This is a genomic window from Arthrobacter humicola, assembly GCF_022803015.1.
GTDB lineage: Bacteria > Actinomycetota > Actinomycetes > Actinomycetales > Micrococcaceae > Arthrobacter > Arthrobacter humicola_A.
On record NZ_JAFKON010000003.1, the window covers coordinates 254,229 to 278,311 of the forward strand.

The 24,083-nt window shown below is 65.2% G+C and carries 18 protein-coding genes and 1 tRNA gene; 2 read left to right on the top strand and 17 right to left on the bottom strand.

Features of this window, described 5'->3' with window-relative positions; all coding sequences use genetic code 11:
* Positions 1 to 23: 23 nt before the first annotated feature.
* The 3 genes from ARTB_RS08605 to ARTB_RS08615 are packed head-to-tail and all read right to left on the bottom strand — an operon-like array spanning position 24 to position 4,885.
* Entirely contained in the window at positions 24 to 2,741 is a 2,718-nt protein-coding gene (locus ARTB_RS08605) for an AAA family ATPase (RefSeq protein WP_243179051.1), read from the bottom strand.
* A complete protein-coding gene (locus ARTB_RS08610; protein WP_243179053.1) occupies positions 2,738 to 3,850 on the bottom strand; it encodes a hypothetical protein in 1,113 nt (370 codons plus the stop codon). The genes ARTB_RS08605 and ARTB_RS08610 overlap by 4 nt, the downstream gene beginning before the upstream one ends.
* 3 nt (positions 3,851 to 3,853) lie before the next feature.
* Complete coding sequence (locus tag ARTB_RS08615; RefSeq protein ID WP_243179055.1) at positions 3,854 to 4,885, bottom strand: trypsin-like serine peptidase; 1,032 nt, start codon at positions 4,883 to 4,885, stop codon at positions 3,854 to 3,856.
* Between the two features lie 1,114 nt (positions 4,886 to 5,999).
* Between ARTB_RS08615 and ARTB_RS08620 the strand changes: the two genes are divergently transcribed.
* On the top strand, positions 6,000 to 6,260 hold the full coding sequence (locus ARTB_RS08620; protein ID WP_243179057.1) for a hypothetical protein: 261 nt from the start codon (positions 6,000 to 6,002) through the stop codon (positions 6,258 to 6,260).
* A gap of 26 nt (positions 6,261 to 6,286) precedes the next feature.
* Here ARTB_RS08620 and ARTB_RS08625 read toward each other — a convergent pair whose 3' ends face one another.
* From ARTB_RS08625 to ARTB_RS08635, 3 genes are all read right to left on the bottom strand, one after another.
* Positions 6,287 to 6,868, bottom strand: a complete 582-nt coding sequence (locus tag ARTB_RS08625; RefSeq protein ID WP_243179058.1) for a site-specific integrase — start codon at positions 6,866 to 6,868, stop codon at positions 6,287 to 6,289.
* A complete protein-coding gene (locus ARTB_RS08630; RefSeq protein ID WP_243179060.1) occupies positions 6,865 to 7,416 on the bottom strand; it encodes a hypothetical protein in 552 nt (183 codons plus the stop codon). Before ARTB_RS08630 ends, ARTB_RS08625 begins: the two co-directional genes overlap by 4 nt.
* An 84-nt stretch (positions 7,417 to 7,500) precedes the next feature.
* A tRNA-Leu gene (locus tag ARTB_RS08635) sits at positions 7,501 to 7,582 on the bottom strand.
* Positions 7,583 to 7,787: 205 nt separating this feature from the next.
* On the opposite strand from ARTB_RS08635, the gene ARTB_RS08640 reads away from it, so the two are divergent.
* Entirely contained in the window at positions 7,788 to 8,393 is a 606-nt protein-coding gene (locus tag ARTB_RS08640; RefSeq protein WP_018772478.1) for an ANTAR domain-containing response regulator, read from the top strand.
* A 129-nt stretch (positions 8,394 to 8,522) separates the two neighbouring features.
* On the opposite strand, the gene pyk is transcribed toward ARTB_RS08640, so the two are convergent.
* From pyk to hisI, 11 genes are all read right to left on the bottom strand, one after another.
* Positions 8,523 to 10,025 (bottom strand): pyruvate kinase, encoded by a 1,503-nt coding sequence (pyk, locus tag ARTB_RS08645; protein WP_243179062.1) that lies wholly within the window; start codon positions 10,023 to 10,025, stop codon positions 8,523 to 8,525.
* A gap of 69 nt (positions 10,026 to 10,094) precedes the next feature.
* On the bottom strand, positions 10,095 to 11,552 hold the full coding sequence (locus ARTB_RS08650; RefSeq protein ID WP_243179064.1) for a glutamate synthase subunit beta: 1,458 nt from the start codon (positions 11,550 to 11,552) through the stop codon (positions 10,095 to 10,097).
* The gene (gene gltB / locus ARTB_RS08655; RefSeq protein ID WP_028277048.1) at positions 11,545 to 16,161 is read right to left on the bottom strand and encodes a glutamate synthase large subunit; all 4,617 of its coding nucleotides are present in this window, start codon (positions 16,159 to 16,161) and stop codon (positions 11,545 to 11,547) included. The genes ARTB_RS08650 and gltB overlap by 8 nt, the downstream gene beginning before the upstream one ends.
* Before the next feature lie 268 nt (positions 16,162 to 16,429).
* The gene (gene lgt, locus ARTB_RS08660) at positions 16,430 to 17,647 is read right to left on the bottom strand and encodes a prolipoprotein diacylglyceryl transferase (RefSeq protein ID WP_243179076.1); all 1,218 of its coding nucleotides are present in this window, start codon (positions 17,645 to 17,647) and stop codon (positions 16,430 to 16,432) included.
* 3 nt (positions 17,648 to 17,650) lie between these two features.
* Entirely contained in the window at positions 17,651 to 18,472 is an 822-nt protein-coding gene (gene trpA, locus ARTB_RS08665; protein ID WP_243179089.1) for a tryptophan synthase subunit alpha, read from the bottom strand.
* The gene (gene trpB / locus ARTB_RS08670; RefSeq protein ID WP_243179091.1) at positions 18,469 to 19,833 is read right to left on the bottom strand and encodes a tryptophan synthase subunit beta; all 1,365 of its coding nucleotides are present in this window, start codon (positions 19,831 to 19,833) and stop codon (positions 18,469 to 18,471) included. The genes trpA and trpB overlap by 4 nt, the downstream gene beginning before the upstream one ends.
* A 127-nt stretch (positions 19,834 to 19,960) precedes the next feature.
* On the bottom strand, positions 19,961 to 20,779 hold the full coding sequence (trpC, locus tag ARTB_RS08675) for an indole-3-glycerol phosphate synthase TrpC (RefSeq protein ID WP_243179093.1): 819 nt from the start codon (positions 20,777 to 20,779) through the stop codon (positions 19,961 to 19,963).
* A gap of 2 nt (positions 20,780 to 20,781) precedes the next feature.
* Positions 20,782 to 21,078 carry an HGxxPAAW family protein gene (locus ARTB_RS08680; RefSeq protein WP_243179094.1) on the bottom strand — a complete coding sequence of 99 codons (297 nt, stop codon included), beginning with the start codon at positions 21,076 to 21,078 and terminating at the stop codon, positions 20,782 to 20,784.
* Between the two features lie 130 nt (positions 21,079 to 21,208).
* Positions 21,209 to 21,913 (bottom strand): Trp biosynthesis-associated membrane protein, encoded by a 705-nt coding sequence (locus ARTB_RS08685; RefSeq protein ID WP_243179107.1) that lies wholly within the window; start codon positions 21,911 to 21,913, stop codon positions 21,209 to 21,211.
* Positions 21,913 to 23,490 (bottom strand): anthranilate synthase component I, encoded by a 1,578-nt coding sequence (locus ARTB_RS08690; protein ID WP_243179109.1) that lies wholly within the window; start codon positions 23,488 to 23,490, stop codon positions 21,913 to 21,915. Before ARTB_RS08690 ends, ARTB_RS08685 begins: the two co-directional genes overlap by 1 nt.
* Positions 23,491 to 23,611: 121 nt before the next feature.
* Positions 23,612 to 24,070 carry a phosphoribosyl-AMP cyclohydrolase gene (gene hisI / locus ARTB_RS08695; RefSeq protein ID WP_243179119.1) on the bottom strand — a complete coding sequence of 153 codons (459 nt, stop codon included), beginning with the start codon at positions 24,068 to 24,070 and terminating at the stop codon, positions 23,612 to 23,614.
* Between the last annotated feature and the right edge of the window lie 13 nt (positions 24,071 to 24,083).

The window sequence follows — 24,083 nt, forward strand, 5'->3', positions numbered from 1 at the left end:
CTAGCGCTTGTTCTAGCCCTTCCTCAGAACGCTGACTCATCGGACTCGAAGCGGAACTCCTCCGACACCCGTTTGCTCACCGAGCCACTGACGTCGACATCAATTTCCTTAGCGAATACCCGGCCCCATTCGCTATGCGTGAGGGGCGGTTCGACCTTCCTTCGCTTGCGTCGCGGCTGGACTGATGTCGCCGGATCTTTGTAGCCTCCCAGCCGGAGGGCATCTCGCGCGACAGAAGGCACCTCTTCGCCGATCTCCGCGGCCAGGTCCCGTACCAACGCCGGATTGCGTGATCGGTCCCTCGACGTCAGTTGATCGACATCGCTGATCAAGCCTTCGCGGACTTTCAGAGCCTGTTTGCTGGTGGAGGAACCGGCCTTGCGGTGGACGCGCACGATACCGACGCGCGCGACCCATCCGGCGATCTTGTCTTCAACGGCCGCAGCCACTGAGTCGACCTGGCTCAGCCACTCAAGGGCTTGGTCGCTTTCACCTGCGTCCTCTGCGATACGCGCTGCCAACAGCGCCACGTCGATGAAAGTGTCTGGAGCGTGGTGGTTCGTTGCCCAATCCATCACGGAGCGCGCGGTGGCGAGGGCCTCGTCCACTCGTTTCATGCTGGCTAGCGCCTCTACTTCGATCGCAGCAGTCAACGGATAGACAACATCGCTGCGGCGACTCCTCACGATCTCGAGCGCAGCGGCCGCGTCGCCGGTGTCGAGGTAGCGGCGTGACGTAAGTATCGCCTGCCTGGCCCAAGACAGGTCGTCAGCCTCCTTTAGAATGTCCGGACTCACCGTCAAGCCGAGCCGGTTGGCCAAGTACACCCGGCTGGACGCGGGGAAGTCCTCAATAGCGTCCTCTAACTCGCGTGCCGCGTCTGAGTCGAATGCCTCGTCGAGCGTCTCGGTGGCCTGTCCGAGGGAGAAGCGATAGTAAAGCTCCTCGATCTTGTCTTCGAACGATTTCCTATCGCGGTAGTAGGCAAGAGCAGCTCGACGCAACTGCGCGACCAACTGCGGGCTGTTCTTTGTCATCATCGGCAGCATCAGCCGTCGCAATTCGGATCGTTGCGTCAGGGTGTCAGGGCCAGCTGGGATCACGATCGCCACCTCACGCCTCAGTTTTTCGAACAGAGTTCGCGCTTCAGAGTCATCGAGCGTACCGAGACCGCATGGCTTGGCGAGAACGCGCTGGATGACATCGGCAGTAACGCGCCGCACGACGAGTCCTGGGTGGGCGAGTTTTCGCACGTCCGGATCCCCGACGTGGTCGAGGATGCGTCGATACAGCACACCCAGGACATTGTCACCTTGCAGCTGAAACAGAACCTGCCGCTGCCGGTCGTCCGTCGCTAGGCCGCGCTCAGCTTCACGACGTATCAGGAGGACGGCAAGGCGCAGACTGAGTGGTTGCGGTGGTACGGCGTCGGCCACACTCGCGATGAAGGCTTCGGGTAGACCCAGCGGAGCGAGCTGCATCCGCAACAGCTCGCCCGCAGATGCAGGGTCGAGATCGCCAAGGGACAGTGCAATGGTGCGATGGACGTCCATCGGTACCCGCCCGCAGATCACGACACGAAAACGAGGACACACCGTCTGGAGCCGTTCGAGAAACACCCAGAGTCGGTCGATGGCCGCCGGGGATTGCCGCTGCGCAACCTCGAAGGCATCGAGAACCCAGACGTTGGGAAGGTCGCGCGTACCTGTTGCCGCTTCGATCAACGCGGCAAAGCGTTGCACCAAGACCGATTCGTCTCCGCTGGTGTACGCCATTGCGACCGACCACGACCCTTTTGCTGCACGTCGGTCAGACGAAGATGCCAGGACCGACGTTACTGAGGCCCTCGCGCTCTGAGCGAGCGCCGTGGCGTCGCCGGAAACCTGCGGAAACAACGCGGCGAGTTGCGTTGCAGCCTCTGCTAACAGGGTGAGGGGTTGTTCTAGCCGCAATTCTGACCGATCAAACGACAGGTATGCGAACGGAAAGCGGTACGCCTCACCAGCGTCGACGTGATCGAGTACGAACTTTGCCACTAGTGTCGACTTGCCGACGCCGCCGGGGCCATGGATTAGTATGGGCGGCTTATCGGTCAGATTAAGGATCCGCTTCACACGACGTACGGCCCCCGCTCGGCGGCTCGAGGGTGGCAACACCTCCGCGTAATCCGTAAGCATCTCCAGCTCTCCCGTGCGACCAAAGAACCCGTCGGCGACGAGCATACGCAACGGCCGTAGCATGCTTTCAATCAACTGCTGGGCACGAGCTTCGACCGGTGATGGGAGATGAATCGACGTACCTGAGAGCCATTCCGACGCCGTTGCGGTTCCTTGGAGCTCCTCCACGCTCTGTTCCTTGAGCGGCGGAGCATCCCCGGCAACGTAGCGGCGAGCCATGACGCACGCGACGTCCGACAGATCGTTCGCGCCGTCGAACGCGGTTAGACGGCCATCGGAGTCTAATGCGCGGAGCGTCGCGACTCGCACGTCAAGCCGCAGGCTCCATTGGTTCCCTGTGCGGGTGAACACACGCTCACAGTCATTGACGAGGAATTCCTCGAGCACATCGTCCCCCACGGGAAGAGTAGGCAACGATGCCGTGTCGAACGACGAAACGAGCGCCACGAACCCGCGGAGGTTTGCGCGACGAGGATCGACGTGTTGCGTGTCCGAGGAACCAATTGAGTCGAGCAGTTCTGCAAAGGCGTCATCGGGAATCTTCGCGAGTTCGGCCATCGTCATGATCCCCGTAACGAGCACGCTGCTGTGCTCAGTTCGGCGGCCTTCACGCGCATCAGTGACATGGGCAACGGGTCAGGTGGTGGCTTACCGAACAGCTTGTTCGCAAGCGCCTTGGCCTGTTCGTCCGTCAGTTCCGCGCCACGTTCGGCGGCGACGTCCTGGAAAAACGTAATGATTTCGTTCAGGGGGATGCTCGCAATCGTGGGCTCCCGCGGAACGTATGGATCCACGATGGGGTTGTTGAGCGCACGATTGAACGCCAACAGCACCACTCGGCAGTCGCCAAGCTCGTCGTTGCCTGCCGCTGCGGCGATGTCACCTATGAAGTCCAAGGTGGGGTCGGCAAGATTCGCCCCATCGAGCCCATCGAAGACGAGACACACCTTACCGAGCTCGCTCAATCTCTTGATAAGAGCGAGGCTGAGAACGCGCGCGTTGGTGATATCCATCGCGGTCTCGTCGGCCTGAGGTTCGTCTTTATGTGACGTTTGCCAGCCGAACGCGGCTGCGATCATGCGAGCAACGTCCACAGGTGTTGCTTGCGTGTCCTTGAAGCGCGAGAGGTCGATGAGTTTCGTGTCGAAGCCGCCGACTTTCTTCGCCACATACGATACGAGCACCCACGTATAGCTACGCCCCGACGATGGCGGGCCTTGAACTATCATTGCCCGATCGCCGTTCTCGTCAAACAGCGACTTGAGATTGTCCCGCAGCGTCACTCGATTGACGAACGGACGCCTTCCTACGATCGTCGCCTTCGTATGGTCGACAACGCGTTCAGCACGCTGAAGATCGGCCCTCTCGATCTCCGCCTCCTGATCGCACACAGCGATGAGGTTCTCGATCCTTTCGCGCATCGCAGTGTAGTTCATGTCGTCGCGTGCGGTTGTCAGAAATTGGCGCAGCTTGCCCGCCTTCGCGATTGTCTCTAGCGCGTCCGGCCAGATGTCGCGAATTCGCCCCTCCCACTCAACGTCGATGATTTCGATGCCCACCATGCCAATGAAATCCTGCATCGGCTTCTTATCCGTGAAACCTGTGAACGCGATCTTCAGTACTTCCTTGGAACGTGGATTCGCCAAATTGAATGGCTCGTTGTAGAAGGACATCGCCTACGCCAGTCCTGCGGCATGCAAGCCCTCGACGACCCGCTCGATTCGCCGGCCCTGGTTACGAACCTCGGTTGCACCATTAACTCTCGCCTCAACCCACTGATGATGGAGTGCGACCAGTTCCCACTCTTCGTTGAAAACAGGCGAGCCGGATGATCCGCCCTCGGTATCCGTCAGGTACTGCACTACGTCGTCGTCGGCAAACCGCACGACGTTGTGAATCATCCCGATTTTTTTCGGTGCCCCGTTTGGGTGCTGGATAATGTACACGCGTTCATCGGGCTTGACTGGCTTCGCCCCGGTCAGTTTGATGGTCGCAGCGGTGGCAGGCATCTGGCCATGGAGCTTGACGACGGCCCAGTCGTGGGTTTCGTTACCAAGGATGGTGGATGGATCACCGGACAGCTTAGTGGGTACCGCGTCAAGGCCGGCGAACGACCGTTCGTAGCCGAACCAGGCTTCGACTTCGGTGGCTGGGGCGTTGCCATGATCGTGGTCGAATAACACATGGTGGTTAGTTAGTACCGTGTCGTCGTTAATGCGAAAAGCGGTTCCGTAGTACTTTTCCCCAGATAGCGTCACCAATAGACGACAAACGCCACCACTGAGTTCCAGCCCGCGTCGCAGGAAGGCGATATCAAGGAAAGTTGGCTCGGCTTCAAGAACCTTTTCCATTCCTGGATCACCGAATCCCCGCCAGTTAGGAGACCCACCCGACGGAGGGGGCGCGGTAATCGGAGTCAACTCGAGCAACTCGCCGATCCTAGCTGCGACGGACGAATCGCCACCGTCCTGGATCAGTTTCAGCAGCGGTTTTAGTTTTGCTTGCTTGAACGTTAGCTGCAGGATGTCCCGCCAAACCCACCGCATCGGTTGATCCCAATCGATCTCGGCGGGGTCGATCTGGTCCAGCGCCAGAAGGTCGCGCACGGACGGCTTGCTCTGATAGTTGGCCGCTAGTAAACCCCACAGTTCGCGAGCTGCAGCATCTGAGAAGTCGAACGGCGGCGGGCTGTCGAGGAAGTTGGTCATTGTGTCCCCTTCAATGTGTGGGGGCGGTAAGCGCGCCATCTCTTTGGGCGAGGTGATCCGATATAAATAGACCGCGCGCGTCACCGCCCAGGAGGCGAGCGCTCAATGTCAGGCGATGAAGGCGTGTTGCAGGGTCGGTACCAGGACCATGAGCGAGAGGGAGGACGCATCTCATCGGGGTCTCCTGACTGGAATATACGGAACATGATGCTATGCGGCTGTGCCGATGTCTATAGGTTTCCGACGGATGCGCACACTGTCCAGTCGCATCGAATTGCGTCTCAACCTCCAATAAATGCCGAGATCCAAACGAGCTCTCGCTGATCCATGTCGCGCGGAGAACGAACTCCACCCTGCTGTTGGGTCCTAACCGTTGAGCTGTCCCTTTGTCCTGCGGCCCCGTCGCACTTCTGCGGCGGCTCCACCTAGACGACGCCAAACTGGAAGACGCCTTGAACTCAGCCGCCCGAAATTTGAACTTGATGCTCGAGGCCATGTTGGAGGCGAGGAGGATAAAGGATGTTGTCAGCGTCACCCATAGGACGGCGTTTGAGGCGCAGATGACTCTACTCCGAGCCAAATTGTTGGCGGCTATCAGGAAAGACCTCCGTGGAGAGTCGTCCGGCGAGGTCCGAGCACTAAAGCCCTAGAAGTTTGGTTACATTTGGGGGTGTCTGCTATCCGGCAGGCCCAGGAACACTAGCCGGGAGGGTTTGGTCACCATCGGTGCCAGCGTAAGGGCACGGCGGCGTCCACGAGCCTGCCGGTTGACTCATCCTCGAACACTAGAGGCCACCGCCCCCACGGAAGACGTCTGCGCCAGTTCTAGCGCAGGTGAGTTCGCCAGCGCCCAGATGTGCTGACGGCTACACGTCCTCCGATGTCAGGTACGTGTACGACGGGAACATGCCCGTCATCAATACTGAGCCGCTTGTCCCTCACATTGCCTGTTTCGCGCTTTAAAAGCACCAACGCTGGAGGCTGGGCCAGTACCTTCGGAGGTACATAGGAGTGGTGCATCTCCGGCGCCCAAGCTGAAATTCCAAAGCGGGTCATGTGCACACCAGCCCAAGGCCGCATGAACTTCCATCCCGACCACTAAATGGGAGTTCCAATGGATCTTGAGTTCTACGAGCCGGCTGAGGCGGCGGCCCTAATGCGGTGCACGGAGGCCTGGCTGCGGGAGGGCGCGGCCAGCGGCAATTTCCCGCACGTCTGCTGGGGCAAGGGAAAGATCATCTTCACCTCTGAGCACATCGCGGAGATCGCCCGCCTGCGCGAGGTCCCGGCTCATGCGGGTTCAACCCCGCAGGAACGGCTGATCGGTACAAGGGCACGGCGGCGTCTCGCGCCGGTCAGCAACCAGAAACCCTGACCGCGAGAGAGTGGCAATGTCCAGTGTCAGCGCGTGAACCCCGTAATCGACCTCTCAGTGGCGTCAGCGCCGGCCTGCAGCGCCTCGGGCATCAAGTGGCCGTAGACCTGCTCCGTAGTCCGCGTTGAGGCGTGGCCAAGGCGGCGCGAGATCGTAAAAAGCGACACCCCGTCCTGGATCAGCCAAGACGCATGCGTGTGCCGGAGGTCATGGATGCGGGGCGACTTCTTCAGCCCATGTGCCTGAGCTGCTTGGACCGCAGGAACCCAGTAGTGGTGCCAATAGAGCTTGTGGATAATCCGCTCGCCCTTAGGTGTCGTAAACAGGAGTTCGTCGCCAGGGCGACTTGCCACGAGGGCTACCAGAAGTTCCACCAGCGCCGGGTTGAGACCGATGGTCCGCTTGCCCGCGCCGGTCTTGGTGGCCCCGATGTAGTACTGCGACTGGCCGTCCCGTTTCCAGGCCTTGTTGATCCGCACCGTGGGCGGTTTGGAGAGCAAATCGACGTCGGCCACCTTGAGTGCCGTCGCTTCCCCAAATCTGGTTCCTGTCATGACCAGGAAGTTGGTGAAGGTCTTGTACCGCTCCCCCATGACTTCAAGGATCATGTTGTACTCGGAGTGCGTGAGGACATGGCTTCGTCTTCAGCCTTGTCGATACTCGGCAGCTGAACGCCGCGGCACGGATTCCGAGGGATGTAGTGCAGCATCTCCGCAGTGTTCATCGCTGCGGAGATGAGGCCATGAACGTTGTGGATCGTCTTCGGAGACTTGCCCTTCGCCATCATCGACTTAGCCCAATGGTTGAGGTGCCGATAGTCGAGCTTGTCCACGGGAATGTGGCCAATGACGTTCCTGATGTGAAGGTCCAGCATCATCTGGTACGTCCTGGTGGTTCCGCTGGACGGCCGGATCAGCAGGTCGATATGTTCCTGGACAACCTCGGCGACTGTGGGCACCCTGGTCTGGTTGGAAAGTATGGCCTGCTGGGCAATCGCGAAGGACTGCCCGTTCGCGTCCAGCAGGCGCTTAAGGGTTTCGGCCTCCGCCTGAGTTGCGACTGTCAGGCCTTGATTCTTACGGGTACCCGGATCGCGCCAGCGCACGATGAACGACTTGGAACCGTCTTTTTTCACGCGCGTGCTGATGCTGGCCACAGCAAAATGCTACGCCGCTGTACACACTTTTTGTAGTTTTGTACACACTCAGCGGCCCACAAGCCCCTGAACAGGGAAAACACGTGCCCGAGGTGGGACTCGAACCCACACACCTTTCGATACCGCATTTTGAGTGCGGCGCGTCTGCCAATTCCGCCACTCGGGCGCGGAGTACACCGGTGTAACAATCAGCCTGCCACAGTGCTGTGAGCAACGCGATCGCTTCCAGTGCGCGAAATTACTCTACATGCAGATAGGCTGAATTCCAGAATCGCGCCAGTGACGCCGCATCGAACCAAACCGGTCCAAGTACATCGGCGGACAAAACCTATGATGGTTGAGTTCCCGCCGTACCTTTCCAAGGAGTTCCCGTGTCAGAACAGACGGAGTCAACCCCCACTTCCCAGCCGGCGCGCCGCGTTGTCGTCGCCGAGGATGAGACCCTCATCCGCCTGGACATCATCGAGATCCTGCGGGGCGAAGGCTACGACGTCGTCGGCGAGGCGGACAACGGCGAAAAGGCCGTCCAGCTTGCCGAGGAGCTCAAGCCCGACCTAGTCCTGATGGACGTCAAGATGCCGGTCATGGACGGCATCTCGGCCGCGGAGAAGATCGTCAAGGCCCGGATCGCCCCCGTGGTCCTGCTCACCGCGTTCAGCCAGAAAGAGCTCGTGGAGCGCGCCCGCGACGCCGGCGCCATGGCGTACGTGGTCAAGCCGTTCACCCCGGCGGACCTCATCCCGGCTTTGGAGATCGCGCTGTCCCGCCACGAGGAAATCAAGGCCCTCGAGAGCGAGGTCACGGACCTGCAGGAGCAGTTCGCCACCCGCAAGCTCGTGGAGCGCGCCAAGAGCCTCCTGACCACCAAGATGGGCCTGACGGAACCGGAAGCCTTCCGCTGGATCCAGAAGACCTCGATGGACCGCCGCCTCAGCATGCGCGAGGTCGCCGAAACCATCATCAACCAGGTCAACTAGCGGCCGGCCGTTCCGGCCGCGCTCGGCGGCCGGCAGCCGGCAGCCGCGCGCTCGAAGCACCAAACACCAAAAAAGGAGGATCCCCGCCAGCCGGCGGGGATCCTCCCTTTTGCGTTCAAGCTATCAGAACTAGGCCTGGACCCGGTTCTTCTTCTTCTTTTCCGGCCACGGGCCGAGCTTGTCCTTGGCCACGGCTGCTTCGCCCTGGCCGCCGAAGTCGGCGAGGTCGCCCACCTTGTGGACCTTCAGCAGGTTCGTCGACCCGGCCTTTCCGGGAGGTGAACCGGCGGCGATGACCACCAGGTCACCGTCCTCGACGACGTCGAGCTCCAGCAGGCTGCGGTCAACCTGGGCCGTCATCTCGTCGGTGTGGCCCACCATCGGGACCAGGACCGGCTGGATGCCCCACGTCAGCGCGAGCTGGTTCCAGACGTGCTCCACCGGGGTGAAGGCGAAGACCGGCCTGATGGGGCGCAGACGCGACAGGCGGCGTGCCGAGTCACCGGACTGCGTGAAGGTGCAGATGTACTTCGCTTCCAGCTGATCGGCGATCTCGACGGCGGCGCGGGTGATGGCGCCGCCGCGGGTCTTGGGCTTGGTGCCCAGCGGGGGAACGCGCTCCAGGCCGTGCTCTTCGGTGGACTCGATGATCCGGGCCATGGTCTTGACCGTCTCGATCGGGTACTTGCCCACGCTGGTCTCGCCGGAGAGCATGACCGCGTCGGCACCGTCCAGCACCGCGTTGGCGCAGTCGGAGGCCTCGGCGCGGGTCGGGCGCGGGTTCTCGATCATGGACTCGAGGACCTGGGTGGCCACGATGACCGGCTTGGCCCAGCGGCGTGCCAGTTCGATGGCGCGCTTCTGCACTATCGGCACTTCCTCGAGGGGAAGTTCCACACCGAGGTCGCCACGAGCCACCATGATGGCGTCGAAGGCGTCGATGATCTCGTGCAGCTGCTCCACGGCCTGCGGCTTCTCGATCTTGGCGATGACCGGCACGCGGCGGCCTTCCTCGTCCATGATCTCGTGCACGCGGACGATGTCCGAAGCATCCCGGACGAAGGACAGGGCAACCATGTCCACGCCGCGGCGCATGGCCCAGCGCAGATCGTCCTCGTCCTTTTCGCTCAGCGCCGGCACGTTGACGGCAACGCCGGGCAGGTTGATGCCCTTGTTGTTGGAAACCCAGCCGCCGACAATCACTTGGGCGACCACCTTGACGTCGTCGACGTCGATCGCGCGGAGGGCGACCTTGCCGTCGTCGATCAGCAGGGCATCGCCCGGGTTGACGTCCTCTGTCAGGCTCTTGAGGGTCGTGGAGCAGATGTCCTTGGTGCCCGGAACGTCCTCGGTGGTGATCGTGAACGTGTCACCGACCTCCAGGAGGTGGGGACCGTCGACGAAACGTCCGAGGCGGATCTTCGGGCCCTGCAGGTCGGCCATGATGGCCACGGCCTTGCCGAGCTGTCCCGCAGCCTTGCGGACGTTCTCGTAGGTGTTGTCGTGCACGGAGTAATCGCCGTGGCTCATGTTCATGCGTGCCACGTCAACGCCGGCTTCCAGCACGGCCAGCGTGTTGTCAAAGCTTGCGATTGCCGGTCCGAAAGTGGCCACGATTTTAGCGCGTCTCATATACCTACCCTACTGGTGTGTTGCATGGATTAAGTTGAAGTGCGGATGAATCCCGGAGGTCCTGTGGGACTACAGAACAGCCATCGCACGGTCGGTCGGCGCCACGGGTGCCGGCAGAATGGTGCTGCCCATCAGGAACTTGTCCACCGCGGCCGCGCAGGCCCGCCCTTCGGCGATGGCCCAAACGATGAGCGACTGGCCGCGGCCGGCGTCGCCCGCGACGAAGATGCCTTCAGTGTTGGTCATGTAGTAGCCGTCGCGTGCCACGTTGCCGCGGCCGTCAAAGTCGGCCTGGACCTGGTCGGTGATCCCGGCCGGCTCGGCGCCGGTGAAGCCCAGGGACAAGAAGACGAGGTCCGCCGGAATGATCCGCTCGGTGCCGGCCTTCGGCAGGCGTTTGCCGTCGACGAATTCCGTCTCCGCAACCTTGACGCCCCTGAGTTTGCCGTTTTCCCCGACGAACTCCACGGTGGAGGCGAGGTAGGTGCGTTCGCCGCCTTCCTCGTGCGCGCTGGCGACCTCGAACAAGGTGGGGAACGTCGGCCAGGGCTGGTGGCCGGCCCGCTCGACGGGCGGCTGCTTGCCGATCGCCAGTGTGGTCACGGACGCGGCCTGGTGACGGTGCGCGGTGCCGAGGCAGTCGGCGCCGGTGTCGCCGCCGCCGAGGATGACCACGTGCTTGCCCGCGGCATTGATCTGGTTCTCCACGGTCTCCCCCGCCACCACCCGGTTGGCCGGCACGAGGTAATCCATGGCGTAGTGGACGCCGTCGAGGTCGCGGCCCGGGATCGGCAGGTCACGCGGGACGGTGGCCCCGGTGGCGATGACGACGGCGTCGTACCGGCGGCGCAGCTGCTCCCACGTCACGTCGGTGCCGACGGCCACCCCGGTGCGGAACCGGGTGCCTTCGGCCTTCATCTGCTCCAGCCGGCGGTCCACCTGCTCTTTTTCCATCTTGAAGTCGGGGATCCCGTAGCGCAGGAGGCCGCCGATCTTGTCGTCGCGCTCGTACACGGCCACAGTGTGGCCCACCCGGGTCAGCTGCTGGGCGACGGCGAGCCCGGCGGGGCCGGACCCGACGACGGCGACCGTCTTGCCGGTCAGTCGCGCGGGCGGCAGTGGGTTGACCCAGCCGTTCTCGAAGGCCTGGTCCACGATGGACACCTCGACCTGCTTGATGGTCACCGCGGGCTGGTTGATGCCGAGTACGCAGGACGCCTCGCAGGGGGCAGGGCACAGCCGGCCCGTGAATTCGGGGAAATTGTTGGTGGCGTGCAGCCGCTCCATCGCTTCGTCGCCCTTGTCCCGCCAGACGAGGTCGTTCCATTCCGGAATGAGGTTGCCCAGCGGGCAGCCCTGGTGGCAGAACGGGACGCCGCAGTCCATGCAGCGGCCTGCCTGGCTCTTCAGGACACCCTTTTCCTGGGCCTCATAGACCTCTTTCCAGTCCATGATGCGGACCGGGACGGGACGGCGCGGCTGGGTTTCACGCTGACGTACTTTCAGAAATCCGCGTGGATCAGCCACCGGTCACCTCCAGGATTCGAGACCAAACTTCTTCGCCGTCGGGGTCCAGGCCCTCTTCGATGGCGTCAAGACGGGTTTGCAGGACGGCCGCGTAGTCGCGCGGCAGCACCTTGGTTATGCGGGCTGCGGTGTCATCGAAGTTCTCGAGGAGCCGTGCCGCGAGCAGCGACTCGGTTTCCTCGAGGTGCTTGACGAGCAGCCCGTGGACGATGTCACGGTCCTCGGCGTCGAGCTCGCGCAGCTGCAGCTCGCCTGACTCGAGGGCCTGCTTGTTGACGCGCTCGGTCTGCAGGTCCAGCACGTAGGCCGTGCCCCCGGACATGCCGGCGCCGAAGTTGCGGCCGGTGCGGCCGATGATGAGCGTCTGGCCGCCGGTCATGTACTCGCAGCCGTGGTCCCCGATGCCTTCGACCACCGCGGTGGCGCCGGAGTTGCGGACCAGGAAGCGTTCGCCGACCTGGCCGCGGAGGAACAGCTCACCGCTTGTGGCGCCGTAGCCGATCACGTTGCCGGCGATTACGTTGCGCTCGGCGGGGAACACGTTGGTGCGGTCCGGCCGGACAATGATGCGGCCGCCGGAGAGTCCCTTGCCGACGTAGTCGTTGGAGTCGCCGAACATGCGCAGCGTGATGCCGGCCGGCAGGAATGCTCCGAGCGACTGCCCCGCGGTGCCATTGAGCGTGATGTCAATGGTGTCCGTGGCCAGGACGTCGGTGCTGAAGGTCTTCGTCACGACGTGGCCGAGCATGGTGCCGACGGAGCGGTCCGTGTTGATGACGTTCACGGAGATCTTCACCGGCGTGCGGTCGCTGAGGGCTTCGGCCGCCATGGCGATCAGGCGCTGGTCGAAGTGCTTGTCGAGTTCGTGGTTCTGGCCGGTGAGGTTGCGCAGCGGCGCGTCGTTGTCGAACTCGAGCCCGTGCAGGATCGGATCCAGGTCCAGCCCTTCGGCCTTCCAATGGTTGATCGCGTCGCGGGAGTCGAGCATCTCGGCATGGCCGATCGCCTCCTCGATGCTGCGGAAACCCAGCTCGGCGAGGATTTCCCGGACTTCCTCGGCGAGGAATTCGAAGAAGTTCACCACGAACTCTGGCTTGCCGTTGAACCGGGACCGCAGCTCGGGGTTCTGGGTTGCTACGCCCACCGGGCACGTGTCCAGGTGGCAGACGCGCATCATGATGCAGCCGGAGACCACCAGCGGGGCGGTGGCGAAACCAAACTCCTCGCCACCGAGCAGCGCGGCGATCACGACGTCGCGGCCGGTCTTGAGCTGGCCGTCGACCTGCACCACCACACGGTCACGCAGTCCGTTGAGCATGAGCGTCTGCTGCGTCTCTGCGAGGCCGAGTTCCCACGGGACACCGGCGTGCTTGAGCGAGTTCAGCGGCGAGGCGCCGGTACCGCCGTCGTGCCCGGAGACCAGCACGACGTCGGCCTTCGCCTTGGTGACGCCGGCCGCCACGGTGCCGATCCCGACCTCGGAGACGAGCTTGACGTGCACCCGGGCCGAGGGGTTGGCGCGCTTGGCGTCATAGATCAGCTGCGCGAGGTCCTCGATCGAGTAGATGTCGTGGTGCGGGGGCGGCGAAATGAGGCCGACGCCGGGGGTCGAGTGCCGCGTGCGGGCCACCCAGGGGTAGACCTTCTGCGCCATCAGCTGGCCGCCTTCGCCGGGCTTGGCACCCTGGGCCATCTTGATCTGGATGTCGTCCGCGTTGGACAGGTACAGGCTGGTGACGCCGAAGCGGCCGGAGGCGATCTGCTTGACCGCGGAACGGCGGGTGGGATCGAGCAGCCGGTCCACGTCCTCGCCGCCTTCACCGGTGTTGGACTTGCCGCCCAGCCGGTTCATGGCGATCGCGAGGGTCTCGTGGGCTTCCTTGGAGATGGAGCCGTAGCTCATGGCGCCGGTGGAGAACCGCTTGACGATGCTGGAAACCGGTTCCACTTCCTCAAGCGGCACCGCGGGACGCGAACCGGCCTTGAACTTCAGCAGACCGCGCAGGGTCATGAGGTTCTCGGACTGGTCGTCAACGCCGCGGGTGTAGGCCTTGAAGATGTCGTAGCGGCGTTCACGCGTGGCGTGCTGGAGCCGGAAGACGGTCTCGGGGTTGAACAGGTGGGGTTCGCCGTCGCGGCGCCACTGGTATTCGCCGCCGCCGAGCAGGGGCTGGTGCGGCAGTTCGATGCCGTTCTCGGGGTAGGCCATGCGGTGCCGGGCCAGGACTTCGGCGGCAATGACGTCGAGGCCAACGCCGCCGAGTTGGGAGTGCGTGCCGGAGAAGTACTCGTCCACGAGGTCCTGGCCGAGGCCGAGCGCTTCGAAGGTCTGTGCACCGGTGTAGGAGGCCACGGTGGAGATGCCCATCTTGGACATGATCTTCAGGACGCCCTTGCCCAGGCCCTTGATCAGGTTGTAGACGCCGTCCTGCGGGGTGACCCCCACGACGTCGCCGGAAGCGATGAGCTGCTCCACGGATTCCATGGCCAGGTACGGGTTCACGGCGGAGGCGCCGTAGCCGATGAGCACGGCGACGTGGTGGGTCTCGCGGACGTCGCCGGCTTCCACCACGAGCGCGGTCTTGGTGCGGTTGGCGCTGCGCAGCAGGTGGTGGTGCACGGCGCTGACCAGCAGCAGGGACGGGATAGGGGCCCACTGGGCGTTCGAGTCGCGGTCCGAGAGCACCACGTACTGGACGCCGCGGTTGATGGCGCCGGAGACCTGCTCGCAGATTTCGGTGAGCCGGGCCCGGAGGGAGTTCTCGCCGCCTTCGGGGCGGTAGAGTCCGCGGACCTTCATGGCGACCTTGCCGCCGTCGGCGCTCTCGATGTTCGCGATCTTGGCGAGCTGGTCGTTGTTGATCACGGGGAACGGCAGCGAGACCTGCGGCTGCCGGACCTGCTTGGTGTCCAGCAGGTTGCCGTTCGGGCCGATTGCGCACGTCAGTGACGTGACGAGCTCTTCACGGATGGCGTCCAGCGGCGGGTTGGTGACCTGCGCGAAGGACTGCACAAAGTAGTCGAAGAGCAGCCGCGGGCGCTTGGACAGCACGGCCACCGGGGTGTCCGAGCCCATGGCACCGAGCGGTTCGGCGCCGGTCCGGGCCATCGGGCCCAGCAGGATTTTCAGTTCCTCGGTGGTGTAGCCGAAGGTGCGCTGGCGGATGTTGACCGAGGCGGCGGTGTGCACGACGTGCTCGCGTTCGGGCAGGTTCTTGAGGTCGATCAGGTTGTCCTTGACCCATTCGGCCCAGGGGTTCGCTGCGGCGACCTCGGCCTTGACCTCGGCGTCGTCGATGATCCGTCCGGCCCCGGTGTCCACCAGGAACATCTTGCCCGGCGAGACGCGGCCCTTCTTGACCACCTTGGAGGGTTCGACGTCGATCACGCCGACTTCGGAGGCGAAAACGATCAGGCCGTCCTCGGTGATCCAGTACCGGCCCGGGCGCAGGCCGTTGCGGTCCAGCGTGGCGCCGACCAGGTTGCCGTCCGTGAAGGAGACGGCCGCCGGGCCGTCCCACGGCTCCATGAGCATCGAGTGGTATTCGTAGAAGGCGCGGCGGGCCGGATCCATGGTGGCGTGGTTTTCCCACGCCTCCGGGATCATCATCATGATTGAGTGCGTGATGGGCCGGCCGGAGAGCCAGAGCAGTTCGGCGACCTCGTCGAAGGAGGCCGAGTCCGAGGCGCCCGGGGTGCAGATCGGGAACAGCTCTTCGGGTGAGTCCCCCAGCAGCGGGCTGGCGAGCTGCGACTGCCGGGCCCGCATCCAGTTGCGGTTGCCCTTGACGGTGTTGATCTCGCCGTTGTGCGCGATGGTGCGGAACGGCTGGGCCAGCGGCCAGGACGGGAACGTGTTGGTGGAGAAGCGCGAGTGGACAATCGCGAGCTTGGTCTTGAAGCGCTTGTCCGACAGGTCCGGGTAGAACGGCTCGAGCTGCGCGGTGGTGAGCATGCCCTTGTAGACGATGGTCCGGGAGGAGAGCGACGGGAAGTACACGCCGAACTTGTTCTGGGCGCGCTTGCGGATCCGCCAGGCGCGGGAATCGAGCTCGTTGCGCTCGAGGGTTTCCCCGGTGCTGGAGGCGAAGAACGGCTGCGAGAAGTACGGCATGCAGGCCCGGGCCATGGCCCCGACCAGGTCGGCCACGATCGGGACTTCACGCCAGCCAAGAACGGTCAGGCCCTCGTCCGCGGCGAGGCCTTCGATGCCGGCGCGGGCGGCGTCGGATTCGCGCTGCTCGGCGGGCAGGAACGCGGTTCCCACGATGTACTGGCCGGGGGCCGGAAGTTCGAAGTCCGTGACTGCGCGGAAGAATTCGTCCGGCACCTGCATCAGGAGGCCGGCGCCGTCGCCGGTACCTTCATCGGCGCCCACGGCACCGCGGTGCTCGAGGTTGCGCAGGGCGGTCAGGGCGGCGTCGACGATGTCGTAGCCAGGCTCACCGCGGAGCGTGGCGATGATGGCCAGGCCGCAGGCGTCCTTCTCGTTCTCCGGATTGTAGAGTCCGGCAGCGGCCGGAATCGCCGCGAAGCGGCTGAAGGGTGACGCGGCAGCCGAGGGCTGGTCCGGATCGGACCAGCTGGGGCTGTGAAGAGTTTGGGTCATTGGAGACGTCCTTCCTCCTGATCGTGCGTATGGGAGGGACAACATTGGCCCCACTCGGCACGCCGGTGTGTGACGGGCGCAACAGAGTGTTTTTCTAACTGGAATTGTAGGCCAGCCCGGCCTCCTGTACTAACAGTTACGCAGGTGCTGGCCCGGGCTTGCATGGACAGCTTCGATCTGCTGTCCACACCAAGCCCTCTTGCCACGACGCTGTGGAGTCGGGTCCGGTGAGCGGTGGCTCCGGTCAACCCGAGATGCCGGCGCTGAGCTACTTGGTGCCCTCAGCCTCCGGCGCGGTTCCAGTTCCCTGGCGGCCGGAAACTCCGGCTGCCGGAGCCCCATTGGCGGGCGCGGTGCCGCCCGTGGAGTCCCTTTCCGCATCCTCGGATGCGCGAACTGGTCCGCTTTGGTTATTCCGGAGATTAGCACGGGATTCACTATCTGAGACAGCGGCGTCCGAATGGCGGATGGTTGCCGCGTCTGCGGGAACGGTGGCGCGGCCGGCGTCGACCGCATCAGCGTCCGGCTTAGTCTCCGCCGACTTTTCCTCAGCCGGCACAGTCTCCACCGGCTGTGTCTCCGCAGGTGCGCGGCCGGGGAGGAACGGGGTGTCCGGCTCGGAGCGCTTGCGCAGTCCGAGGAGGATGAAGGCGAGCAGGGCCCCGGCGAAGACGATGATGCTGGTCCAGACGTTGAGCCGGGTGGTGAGCCCGAAGAGGGTGATCTGTTCGGCGTCGTCGATCCGCATGGCCTCGATCCAGACGCGGCCCAGGGTGTAGTACATGGCGTAGACGCAGAAGAGGCGGCCGCGGCGGAAGCTGAATTTGCGGTCCAGGGCCAGCAGGATCAGCACGCCGGCCAGGTTCCACAGCGACTCGTAGAGGAACGTCGGGTGGAAGAGCGTTTCCGTCGGCATGCCGGGGGGGAAGTTCGGGTTGTTGGGGTCGATCTGCAGCCCCCAGGGAAGCGTGGTGGGGCCGCCGAAGAGTTCCTGGTTGAAGTAGTTGCCCCACCGGCCAATGGCCTGAGCCAGCAGCAGCCCGGGGGCCGCGGCGTCCATGAAGGCGCTCAGCTTCACCCCGGCACGCCGGCACCCGATCCAGGCGCCCACGGCGCCGAGCACGACGGCGCCCCAGATGCCCAGGCCGCCGCGCTGGATCTGCGGAATCAGGGACAGGTCCCCTGTGCCGTCGAATCCCGGGCCGAAGTAGGCGTCCGGAGAGGAGAACACGTGGTACAGCCGTCCGCCGATAATGCCGAACGGTATGGCCCAGATGGCGATGTCCCAGACGCTGCCCTCGGGGGCGCCGCGGCGTGCCCAGCGGACCGAGGTCAGCCACAGGCCGGCAATAATGCCGGCGAGGATGCACAGGGCGTAGGCGTGGATGCGCAGGGACCCCCACGGCAGCGGGATGTCGAATCCGGACCAGCTGGGGCTCGGAATGCTCGCGGGAATCATCGCCGCCGCGTGGAGGACTGACTGCATTGCTTACGCTTCTTCCTTGGTAAGGCCGGTGCTGAGGTCTTTCGTCAAGGAGGCTACCGCATCCACGCCGCCGTCCCGGATGGCCGCGACGAGGGCGGTGCCGACAATCACGCCGTCGGCGTACTCGGCGATCTCGCGGACGTGGCTGGCGGTGGAGACGCCGAGGCCCACGCAGACGCGTTCGGCGCCCGCAGCGTGCGCGGCGGCGACGACGTCCCTGGCCGCGGAGCTGACCGAGGTCCGGGCGCCGGTGACGCCCATGATGGAGACGGCGTAGACGAAGCCGCGGCTCGCGTCGACCGTGCGTTTCATGCGTTCGGGCGAGGACGAGGGAGCTACCAGGAACACCCGGTCCAGGCCGTACTTGTCCGAGGCCGTCATCCACTCGGCGGCCTCGTCCGGAATGAGGTCGGGCGTGATGAGCCCGGCTCCCCCGGCCTCGGCCAGGCGGCGGGAGAACTCGTCCACGCCCATCCGGACCACGGGGTTCCAGTACGTCATGACCAGCACGGCGGCGTCGGTCTTGCTCGTAATGCCGCGGACGACGTCGAAGACCTCCCGGACGTGGAAGCCCTTCGCGAGGGCTTCCGTCGTGGCGGCCTGGATGACCTGGCCGTCCATGACCGGGTCCGAGTACGGGATGCCGATCTCGATGAGGTCGGCGCCGTTCTCGGCCAGGGCGATGCCGGCGGCAATGGTGTCTTTAACGCTCGGGTAGCCGGCGGGCAGGTAGCCGATCAGGGCCGCCCGGCCCTGGGCGCGGGCGCGGTCAATGGCCGCGGCCGACTTGCTGGCGTGCTGGTTGCCGTCCTGGCCGGTGCTCACAGCTGTTCCCCCTCTTTGGCGATTTCGGCTTCAGGTGAATCCTTGTCCAGCAGGTCGAACCATTCCGCGGCCGTGGCCACGTCCTTGTCGCCGCGGCCGGAGAGGTTCACCATCACGATTTTCTCTGAGGCGTCTGTTGCCTTGCCTGCCGCCGCGTCTGCGGCGAGCCGCTGGCCCACCTTGATGGCGCCGGCGAGGGCGTGGGCGGACTCGATGGCGGGGATGATGCCCTCGGTGCGGCACAGGAGGCGGAAGGCCTCCATGGCTTCGCTGTCCGTGATGGGCTCGTAGCTGACCCGGCCAATGTCGGCGAGGTAGGAATGCTCGGGGCCGACGCCGGGGTAGTCCAGGCCGGCGGAGATCGAGTGCGACTCGATGGTCTGGCCGTCGTCGTCCTGCATGAGGTACGAGCGGGCGCCGTGCAGTACGCCGGGTTTGCCGAGGGTGATGGTGGCTGCGTGGCGTCCGGTTTCGACGCCCTCGCCGCCGGCTTCGAAGCCGTAGATCTTGACCGAAGGGTCATCGAGGAAGCCGTGGAAGATGCCGATGGCGTTGGAGCCGCCGCCGATGCAGGCACAGACGGCATCCGGCAGCCGGCCGGTCTGGTCCAGGATCTGGGCGCGGGCTTCCTCACCGATGACCTCGTGGAAGTAGCGGACCATCGCCGGGAACGGGTGTGCTCCGGCGGCGGTGCCCAGCAGGTAGTGCGTGTTGCCCACGTTGGCCACCCAGTCGCGCAGGGCCTCGTTGATGGCGTCCTTGAGCGTCTGGGATCCGTTGGTGACCGGGATGACCGTGGCGCCGAGGAGTTCCATGCGGGCCACGTTGAGGGACTGCCTGCGGCAGTCCTCGGCGCCCATGTAGACCACGCATTCCAGGCCCAGCAGGGCTGCGGCCGTGGCGCTGGCCACGCCGTGCTGGCCGGCGCCGGTTTCGGCGATGACGCGGGTTTTGCCCATTCGCTTGGCGAGCAGCGCCTGGCCCAGGACGTTGTTGATCTTGTGCGAGCCGGTGTGGTTGAGGTCTTCGCGCTTGAGGAAGATCCGCACCCCCCCGGCGTGCTCGGCGAAGCGCTTGGCCTCGGTCAGCAGCGATGGCCGGCCCGAGTAGTTCTTGTTCAGGTCGGCGATCTGGGCCGTGAACTCCGGATCGGCCTTGGCCTTCTCGAAGGTGTCCTCGAGCTCGTCCAGGGCCGCGATGAGCGACTCTGGCATCCACCGGCCGCCGTAGTTCCCGAAGTAGGGCCCCGGGGCGTGGCGCAGGGACGGTTCGCCCTGCGCGGGATGCTCCGCGGGGCGGCCGCCCTGCAGGAACGCGTCCACGGTACTTTCGTCAGAGCCGGCTGCTGGTGCATCGACCATCAGTCTCACCATCCTGTTCCACTGCTAGCTTTGGGGATCTGCTGATGAGATCCGCTCATTGGTCCGGGCAAAATCGCGGGCCCGGCACCGCTCACGGTCCGGACGGAGGCGCCAGGACCGGCCGGCCTCAGGCGCGCGCGGCGATTGCCGTCGCGCCGGCAGCCATGAATTCGGCGATCCGCTCGCGGGGCGTCGCGTCACTGACCAGCGCCTCGCCGACCAGGACCGCGTTGGCCCCGCGGGCCGCGTAGTGCTTGACGTCCTCGACGTCGCGCACACCGGATTCGGCGACCACGAGCGCACCGGCGGGAATGCCGCCGGTCAGCGCCGCGAAGACGGAACGGTCGACGTCGAGCGTCTTGAGGTTGCGTACGTTGACGCCGATGATCCGGGCTTCCGCGGCGACTGCGCGCTCGATTTCCTCCGCCGTATGGGTCTCGACCAGCACGTTCATGCCGAGCTCGCGGCTGAGGGCCGTGAACTCACGCAGCTGGGCGTCCGAGAGCGAGGCCACGATCAGAAGGATCAGGTCGGCGCCGTGCGCCCGGGCCTCCCAGATCTGGTACTCGTCAACCATGAAGTCCTTGCGCAGCAGCGGGATGTCCACGGCGGCCCGGACGGCGTCCAGATCGGCCAGGGAGCCGCCGAAGCGGCGCTCCTCGGTCAGGACGCTGATCACGGCGGCCCCGCCGTCGGCGTACTGCGCGGCGAGGGACGCGGGATCGGCGATGTCCGCGAGCGGGCCCTTGGACGGGCTGCGGCGCTTGACCTCGGCAATCACCTTGAGCTGGTCCCGGCTGCTTGAGGTGCCGCCGAGGGCGGCCCAGGCGTCACGGGCGGGCGCCGCCTCGGCGGCACGCTCCTTCAGCTCCGCGAGCGTAACCAGACGCTGGCGCGCCTGCATATCCTCCCTGACACCGGCATTGATGTCGTCGAGAACGCTCACGCTCAGTGGCCGGAGTTCTTCAGCTTGCTGCCGCCGACGCCGTAGCCGGCCTTGCGCATGGCCCAGCCGGCGAGCAGGCCGATTACCATAACTGCGGCACCTGCAACGAAGATCGGGGTGTTGGCGATGACGAAGGCGATGGACGCAATGAGGGCGCCGATCAGCATCACGATCACGCAGGTCCACGCGGCCGGGCTGTTGCCGTGGCCCGGCGCTTCGCTGTGATCGACGTCGTCGTAGACGCCCTTCGGCCCCTTCGGCGCAGCGGACGTGGATGCGGAAACAGTGGCTTTGCTCATTGAAATCTCCTCAGGATGAATACTGCTTACATTCTGCCATTTTTTGGCTGTGTTATTTGGCCGCGTTGCTGGGCCGCGTTGCTTTGGCCGGGTTACTGGCCGCGTTGCCGGTCGCGCCCGCGGAATCGGCTCAGGTGGGGTCGTCACCGCGGGACAACCTGTCCCAGCTGTCAATCTCGTCAGCGGGGGCGGCCGGCGCATTACCGCCGGCTGCAGTTCCGCCGGCGGCGGGCCCGGCGGCGGCCGCGTCATATTTGGTGCGGGTCTTCCAGTAGCGGCCGGCCGGCACGATCGCCAGGGCGCTGAGTCCCAGCAGGGCACCGGCGACGACGGCGAGGATGGGGAACACCGTGACGTCCACCTGCACGCTGCTGCCGCTGATTCCGGTGGCGGCCGCGATCGATCCCTGCGCCGCGGCCAGCGGGTCCGCCAGTACAACGGCTGCCGCGGCGACGATGCCCGCGGCCGCGAGGAGGATGATCGCTGTGATGACCCAGCGGGCCACGCGACCGGCGATGGAGGCCGCGAGGCCGCCGGCGAGGGCCACAAGCGCCAGGGCTGTCACGGTGGTGGCAGCCTTGCTGCCCTGGACCTGCAGTCCGTCCTGGCTGGCCACGGCCGCGCCGAGCTGCGTGGGATCGAGGTGCACGGTGAGCCAGGTCTGGGTGGTGGTCCCGAACACGGCAAGGGCCAGGGCAGCGATTACCAGGACCAGGGTGGACTTGCGGGCCCAGCCGGGGACGGCGGACCTCTTGGTGCTCTTCACAGTGCTCTTTACAGTGGTCTTCACGGTGTTTTTGGCGCTGTTCTTGGCGGTGGCTTCCGGCTCCCCCATCAGGACTCGGCTCCTGCGTCGGGCGTTGCGTCAGTGACTGCGTCAACGCTGATGTTGTGCAGCGACCTGGCGGTGTGCACGGCGCGCAGCGGGGCGGCGGCCTTGTTCACGGTTTCCTGGGCCTCGGTCGGGTTCACCGAATCTGCGACGATCCCGCCGCCGGCCTGGACGTACGCGCGTCCCTCCCGGAGCAGGGCCGACCGGATGGCGATCGCCATGTCCATGTCCCCGGCGAAGTCCAGGTACCCCACCACGCCGCCATAGATGCCGCGCCGGTGCGGTTCAAGTTCGTCCAGCAGGCGCAGGGCCCGCGGCTTCGGGGCGCCGGAGAGGGTGCCGGCCGGGAACGTGGCCTTGAGCACGTCGTAGGCCTTGGCGGCCGGGGCGAGCTCGCCGACCACGGTGGACACCAGGTGCATGATGTGGCTGAAGCGCTCCACTTCCATGAATTGCGTGACGTCGACGGATCCTGCCACGCAGACCTTCGAGAGGTCGTTGCGGGACAGGTCGACCAGCATCAGGTGCTCGGCGCGTTCTTTCTCGTCCGCCAGCAGTTCCTCGGCCAGGGCCTTGTCCGCCTCGACCGTCTTGCCGCGCGGGCGTGAGCCGGCGATGGGGTGGGTGATGACTTCGTCCCCTGTCACTGTGACGAGGGCCTCCGGCGAGGAGCCGACGATCGTGTATTCGCGGCCGGCGGCGTCCTCGAAGCTGAAGAGGTACATGTAGGGGCTGGGGTTGGTGTTCCGCAGGACCCGGTAGACGTCGAGGGGGTCGGCGCCGCACTCCATTTCGAAGCGGCGGGAGATCACCACCTGGAAGACCTCACCGTCCACGATCGCTTCCTTGCCGCGGTCCAGGGCGGCCAGGTACTCGGTTTCGTCCCAACGCTCCTGCACACTGGACGCGAAATCCAGGGCAGCCGTCTCCAGCACGGAGACCGGCTGCTCCACGGGGCGGCTGATCTTTTCGAGAAGGGCTTTGACGCGGGCGACGGCGTCATGCCAGGCGTCGTCGACCCGTTCGGTGCTGTTGTCGAAGTTGATGGCGTTGGCGATCAGCAGGACGGTGCCGTCCATGTTGTCGTGGACCGCCATGTCGGTGACCAGGTTGAGGGCCATTTCCGGCAGTTGGAGATCGTCCTCCGGCGGGCTGGTCAGTTTCTCCCAGTGCCGGACGGTTTCCCAACCCAGGAACCCGACCAGTCCCGAGGTGAACGGCGGGAGGCCGTCGAAGCGCTCGGTGCGCAGCGCGGCGACGGTGTCGCGGATGGCGTCCACGGGGTTGCCGTCCAGGGGCACACCGACCGGGGGCTCGCCCAGCCAGTGCGCGCTGCCGTCCTTGGTGGTCAGGGTCGCCCGGGAGCGGGAGCCGATGAAGGAATAGCGCGACCAGGCGCCGCCGACCGCCGCAGATTCCATCAGAAACGTTCCGGGCTGCCCATGGGCGAGCTTGCGGTAGAGCCCGATTGGGGTTTCGGCGTCAGCCAGCACCTTGAGCCGGACGGGGATGACGCGGCTGTGGCCTGCGAGTTCGCGGAACTCTTCGAGGCCGGGGCTGATGATTCCAAGGTCCTGCATGGCTGTGCTTTCCGCCTGTTCTTTAGGTGGACCTGCGACCGGATCCGGTCATGGGATCCTGCCTGGGTCCGGTTCGTGAAGCTGTGGAAGCGCCGGGGCGCTCTGCCGGTGTGCCGGGCGCCTAGCCTCCGTGGCCAACGACGGCGTCGAGCTCGCGGCCGTCGAAGCACGTGCGGGTTCCGGTGTGGCAGGCCGCGCCGACCTGGTCGACCCGCACCAGCAGCGCATCGCCGTCACAGTCCATGGCGAGCGACTTGACCCACTGCACGTGCCCGGAGGTGTCTCCCTTGCGCCAGTACTCCTGGCGGGAGCGCGAAAAGAAGGTCACGCGCCCGCTGGTCAGGGTGCGGTGCAGCGCCTCGTCGTCCATCCAGCCCAGCATCAGCACCTCGTGGGTGTCGAATTGCTGGACGATGGCGGCCACCAGGCCGGCGCTGTCGCGCTTGAGCGCGTCCGCCAGTCCGGCCGGGAGGGGGCTGCCGCTGACGGGACTGCGATCGACGGCGCTGCCGTTAATGGCGCTGCCGTTGATGGGGCTGCCGTTGATGGGGCTGGGGGCGGAGGCGGGCTGCTCAGACATCAGATCAAGTCTA